This is a genomic window from Hominisplanchenecus sp., from assembly GCF_046967715.1.
Taxonomy (GTDB): Bacteria; Bacillota; Clostridia; order Lachnospirales; family Lachnospiraceae; genus Hominisplanchenecus; species Hominisplanchenecus faecis.
In genome coordinates this window covers 1-6074 of sequence record NZ_JBKVNQ010000093.1, presented here as the reverse complement: position 1 = coordinate 6074, position 6074 = coordinate 1, and the positions used below count along the sequence as shown (strand labels likewise).

Here is a 6074-nt window from a genome sequence, read left to right as displayed (position 1 = left end):
TACCAGAAGGGTGGAGTTGATCTTGCCGGAGCTTTGCTGGTTATTCTGCTGTCGGCAGATTTCTTTATTCCGATGCGTCAGCTTGGAAGCTTTTTCCATATTGCTATGAACGGTATGGCAGCAAGCGAGAAGATTTTCCGTTTTTTGGAGCTTCCGGAAGCACCGAAAAAGGCAGCAAAATTTCCCCGAAATGCAGAGATTGTCTGTGAAAATCTCCGTTTTTCCTATGAAGCAGGCCGTGAGATTTTAAAAGGCATGGACCTTCGAATCCCAAGAGGAAGGTTTGTTGCCATTGCCGGGGAGAGCGGATGCGGAAAGTCAACGGTGGCATCCATTTTAATGGGCAGGAACCGTGGGTACAAAGGAACGATCCGAATCGGTGACATCGAACTTTCGGATATTGCCGAGAGCAGCCTGATGCAGAATATCACCTACATCAGCCATAACAGTTACCTGTTTAAAGGAACAATCCGGGAGAATCTGCTTATGGGAAATCCGAATGCCACAGAGGATGAAATGTGGGCAGTTCTGGAACAGACCAATCTGGCAGCCTTTTTAAGAAACGAAGAAGGACTGGATACAAAACTTGCGGAAAAAGCATCCAATCTTTCCGGCGGTCAGTGTCAGAGACTCGCCCTTGCAAGAGCACTTCTGCATGACAGTCCGGTATATATCTTCGATGAGGCGACATCCAACATCGATGTGGAAAGTGAAAACGACATTATGGAGCAGATCCTGCTTCTGGCAAAGAAAAAGAGCGTGCTTCTGATCTCGCACCGCCTGGCAAATATCACAAAAGCAGATATAATCTATGCAATGGAGCAGGGTGAGGTAAAAGAATGCGGAACACACGAAGAACTGCTTCGGAAAAACGGTCTGTATCAAAAAATGTGGACGACACAGCAAAGGCTGGAACTCTATGGAAAAGGTGGTGTGAACGTATGAAAAAAAGAAGTAATTTTGCGGTCATGAAAAATCTGATCCACCTGGTAAAACCACTGACCGATTATATGATACTTGCGATCCTGATGGGACTTCTGGGACATCTGTGTGCTTCTTTTATCACGATCTTCGGAGCTTTCGGGATTTTACAGGTGCTTGGCATGTGGAAAGGCTCACTTGGATTTTTATTTATCGGTGTGGCTGTTTTTGCGGTTCTTCGCGGAATCCTGCGATACGCAGAACAGTCCTGTAACCATTTTATTGCATTCAAACTGCTGGCACTGATCCGTGACGAGGTATTTCAGTCACTTCGGAAACTGACGCCGGCAAAACTGGAAGGAAAAGACAAGGGAAATCTGATCACGGTGATCACATCTGATATTGAACTGCTCGAAGTCTTTTATGCACATACCATCTCACCGACGGCGATCGCAGTACTCTATACGATTCTTTTGTGTCTGTTTATCGGACAGTTTCATGTGATACTTGGAATTCTCGCACTGCTTGCTTATCTGGCGGTCGGAGTTTTGATACCGCTCGCTGTTTCCAAGGCAGGCGGGGATGACGGCATGCGATTTCGGACAAAATCCGGGGAACTTGGAAGTTTTGTCCTGGATTCGCTACGTGGTCTTTCGGAAACACTGCAGTATGGTCAGGGACAGGAACGCATGCGGCAGATGAACCATCGGACGGATGAGCTTTCCAAAGAAGAAGAACGTATGAAACGTACCACCGGAAGAAATATGGCGATTACCGGTATGACAATCCTGATTTCAGACCTTTTGATGCTTTTTGTCTCTTCGATGCTTTATCAGAGAGGGACTCTTGGATTTGATGGCGTACTGATCAGTACGGTAGCTCTGATGAGCTCTTTTGGCCCGGTCACGGCACTTGCAAATCTTGGCAGTACCCTGCAGAATACGTTTGCAGCCGGAAACCGTGTACTGGATATTCTGGAAGAAGAGCCGATGGTAAAGGAGATCAACGGCCAGAAAGAAGTCGCATTTCACGGGGCAAAGGCAGAGCATGTGACCTTTTCCTATGGACAGGAGACTATTCTCAAAGATGTTTCCGCAGATATTAAAGAAAACAGTGTGGTTGGGATCATCGGGAAAAGCGGCAGCGGCAAATCTACGCTTTTGAAACTTCTGATGCGTTTCTGGGATGTGCAGGAGGGAAGTGTCTCCATATCCGGAACCGGCGTGAATCAGATCAATACTTCGAATCTGCGTGATATGGAAAGTTTTGTGACACAGGAAACATGCCTGTTTCATGACAGTGTCGCGGCAAATCTTCGGATCGCTAAACTGGATGCCACACAGGAAGAACTGGAAGTAGCCTGCAAAAAGGCTTCGATCCATGAATTTATCAAAAAACTGCCGCAGGGCTATGAGACACAGGTGGGCGAACTTGGCGATACCCTTTCCGGAGGAGAACGCCAGAGACTGGGGCTTGCAAGAGCGTTTCTGCATGATGCACCGTTTATGCTTCTGGATGAGCCGACCAGCAATCTGGACAGTTTGAATGAAGCGGTGATCTTAAAATCCCTGGAAGAGGAGCGAAACGGCAAAACTGTTGTGCTGGTATCTCACCGGGAATCTACCATGCAGATCGCAGATGTTGTGTATTCTGTTGAGAGAGGAAGGATGAGCTGACAGATGAATATTCCGCACAGTGAAGAAGAAAAAGAGGAAGACTTTCTGGAATATCTTTATATGGGATGGAAATCCGGAACCGAAATCTGGCCACATCAGGTGAAAATGCACCTGGAGCTTATGGATGCGGAACTAAAGCGTCTGGAAAGAGGACTTATGGCAAGCGGTTATCTGCGGAAACGAGCGGAAAACAGCGGCTATCGACTCACCGAACTTGGAAAAGTACAGGGTGAAGAATGTCTTTTGCGTCACCACAATCTGACCCAGTTTTTGCAGATGACCTGCGGGCTTGAAGAAGAAGAAGCAGAAGAGAATGCCTGCCGCATGGAACATGTGATCAGCGGAAACGTACTTCAGGGTGTACAGGAATTTTTAAAATACGGAGAAACGTATGACCGTGTAGTGCGGGATGTTGATCTGCGATACCTGTATCCAGAAGGAACGTATTCTTTCTGCATGAGCCTTTATCGCATGGAAGAGCGCTTTCCTCGCCGTCTGGCCGAAGAGTCAGAATGGTTTCTGGAAATGGCGGAACTGATCGTCAGTGACAAAGAAAGTTTCTTTATTCTTCATGGAAAAGAGATTGAGAAAGACTGTCGGCTGTGGTATCTGGACGGTGAAAAATGGCGGATGGCAAAACGGGAACAGAATGATTTCCGGCTTCCGCAAAGTGCACTGACCTGCACCGTAAGTGCTGCCTCTCCGCTTACGGAGTGCGATGGAGTCCTTGGTATCACAGAAGGGATTCAGAAACCAGAAGAAGCACAGTGCCGGGAATTGAATATTCACATATGGTAAAGAGGGGAGCAAATATGGAAAAAGGTGAAAATCTGAATCGCAGAAGTCTGCCTACCCTGCAGCAACTCCGTTATCTGACAGAGCTGGAAAAAGAGGACAACACACGCGGTATGATTGCGAGGATCGCAGAAAAATGCCAGGTCAGCACTGCACCGGTCAGCCGTTATCTGAAAAGCTGCTGCGAAAAAGGACTTCTTACAGAAGATTATCGGTTTACAAAAAAAGGGCAGGCATGGATTGAAAATTATAAGCGTATTTTAAAAGAACTGCCGTTCTACTTTCGGAGCATTGGCATCCCGGAAGCACAGCTGGAAGCAAACGTGCGGGATATGATTGAAAACATCAGCTGTTATACAATCTCAACGATGCTGGCAAATTATAAGCGGATGCAGAGCAGCCATGTGCGGGAGAAAAGAGAACGTCTGACAGAACACTTCCTCCGGGAAATGCTGCCGGAGAAAATCGAATGTCCGGTTTATTTTATGCTGTACCGCAACAAAGAAGGAAAGATGGCACTGTCCATGGCAGACCACGGATTTGAAAAGCCGGCGATACTCAAACATAATCGCCGCGGCAGCTGGCTGATTTTAAAAAGAAAAGAGATGCAGGGCTTTTCGCGTATCAACGGAGAAAAAATGAGCGGGCATCTCGATACGCTCAAATACGATCAGGAGGGCACACTGATCCAGGCAGAATGCCGGGATGACATGATTCGGATCCCCCTGCGGGCATTCCAGTTTCACAGACGGCAGGGCGGCGAAGTGCGTGGAGTCTTGTCCGTCACCATGACATGCAGCGTTGGAAGGAGCCATATGCCGGAGAGCACAGCAGTTCTCGTATTCTGGATGTAGGTGTGGGAGTGCATAGCACCCAGTATTCGCATATCGTGGGATTATCATCCCACTTTTATGTCTACGCTCCGCTTCGGTCGGAGCAAAACGAACATCCACTGGATGTTCTGCTCCATATCGGGGCGGGTCCTTAGGTCTAAATCCACCGATGAGCAAGCTCATGTGGATTTAGACCTTTTGACCCTGGCATCATACAATAACAAAACAGTACAAAAGCAATTAAAAACTGAAAAAAGTTTCCAGACAGAAAAAGACAAAAAGTGCCGAAAACGGCAAGAATCCAACTCCGTGCTTCTTGAGCACGAAAACAAAAAGACCGCTTGACATGGGAATTTAAATGTGTTACCTAATTATAACGAAAAGTAGTCTGAACTAACTTATATACATACACAGGAACACGTTCATTATGTCCGGGACGAAATCTTTTGTCCCACAGGAAAGGGGAATTTCCATGAGAAAGAAGGAATGGTTTTATAAAGCCGCGGCGTGTATCGCATCTGCGGCACTGATACTGACTGCATTGCCGGTAATTTCTGCATCTGCGGCAACCTCCGTCAAGGGAACTTCACATGTCACACAGTTTGGTGAATATGACATTGAAGTCACGGTTGGCGTGGAGGATCAGAAGATCAGCAGCCTTTTGGCAGAAGGAAAAAATTATGCCGGAAACTATGTAAGTGATAATCAATTACGTCTGGAGATGGCGGCAGAGGTACTGGAAGAATCCTATCTTGGCAAATCTACAGCAGATGCAAAAGAGATCAGTGCCGTGGATATCGTTTCCGGGGCAACATATTCTTCGAAAGCGATCCGAGATGCTATTTTAGATGCACTGGGTCTGGAGCCGGAACAGGAAGAGAATGTCCTTCCGACGGAAAAATTAAAAGAAGGCACTTATACCGTCACGATTTCTTATTACACCGATAAGATCAAACACAGTCTGATCGAAGATGAGACAAGACAGGCAACGATCCAGGTCGATGCAGACGGCAATATGACCCTGACCACCGATATTGTAAGCGGAAGCGAGAAAGAGCCGCTTTATATCTATCAGTTTGACGGATACTATGCTGATAACGACGTGACAAAGACCTTGAAAACAGATGCAGATGTAACGACAGAAACCATGTCCTATAAAGATGGCAGTGAGACAAAAGAGATCAACGTTGTATCAAAAGTCAGCTTTCCACTGGAACATGGATTTGCAGACACTTACAGCAGCAAAGCAAGCATTTATGTGCCGACAATGAAACGTCTGACGGGAACGTATCAGGGAATTACCTTTGATCAGGGAAAATTCAGTGCCGACTGTTTCACAAAAGTATACTGGAATACCTTAAAGGCACAGGATGAGGCGATCGAGGACGGCGTTTATGATGTGCCGGTCGCACTGATGAGTGCTTCCAATCCGGATAAAGCATCGATGGCAGGTGCGGCGATCGCTCCGACTGTAAGAGTGACTGTAAAAGGCGGAAAAGCTCAGTATAAACTGAATTTCCACAGCATGGACATCAACATGGCAGGAAGTACCGAAAAAGGACATCTGGAAAAATTCTGGGTTTATGAAGGAGATAACAAATCCAGTCGGGCAGAAGCTATGCCTGGGGATTCTTATACCGAAGAAGGTGTTTCTTATCCGGGGAGCTTTTCTTTTGAGCGTACAACAGCAGGAGAGAAACGTATTTATGCCAGAGTTTCCGTAGATGCCATGGCAGGATTTGACCAGGATGTGCTGGTGACCTTTGACTGGGCAAACCGCAAAGCGGTAAAAGATGACAATCCGGGAGGAAACGGCGGAAATAATAATAATAATAATAACGGTGGAAAC

General features: G+C 46.7%; 5 protein-coding genes. All 5 read left to right on the top strand.

Annotated features, from left to right (window positions below):
• Positions 1-945 (top strand): ABC transporter ATP-binding protein/permease (locus tag ACLTL4_RS10675; protein WP_412320525.1); only part of this gene is annotated, 945 nt, incomplete at its 5' end.
• Positions 942-2597 (top strand): amino acid ABC transporter ATP-binding/permease protein, encoded by a 1656-nt coding sequence (locus ACLTL4_RS10670; RefSeq protein WP_412320524.1) that lies wholly within the window; start codon positions 942-944, stop codon positions 2595-2597. The genes ACLTL4_RS10675 and ACLTL4_RS10670, both read left to right, overlap by 4 nt.
• Before the next feature lie 3 nt (positions 2598-2600).
• Positions 2601-3395 (top strand): iron dependent repressor, metal binding and dimerization domain protein, encoded by a 795-nt coding sequence (locus ACLTL4_RS10665; protein ID WP_022119642.1) that lies wholly within the window; start codon positions 2601-2603, stop codon positions 3393-3395.
• A 14-nt stretch (positions 3396-3409) separates the two neighbouring features.
• Positions 3410-4246, top strand: a complete 837-nt coding sequence (locus tag ACLTL4_RS10660) for a hypothetical protein (protein WP_412320523.1) — start codon at positions 3410-3412, stop codon at positions 4244-4246.
• Between the two features lie 451 nt (positions 4247-4697).
• Positions 4698-6074, top strand: a 1377-nt coding sequence (locus tag ACLTL4_RS10655) for an FMN-binding protein (protein WP_412320522.1), incomplete at its 3' end; no start/stop codon positions are given.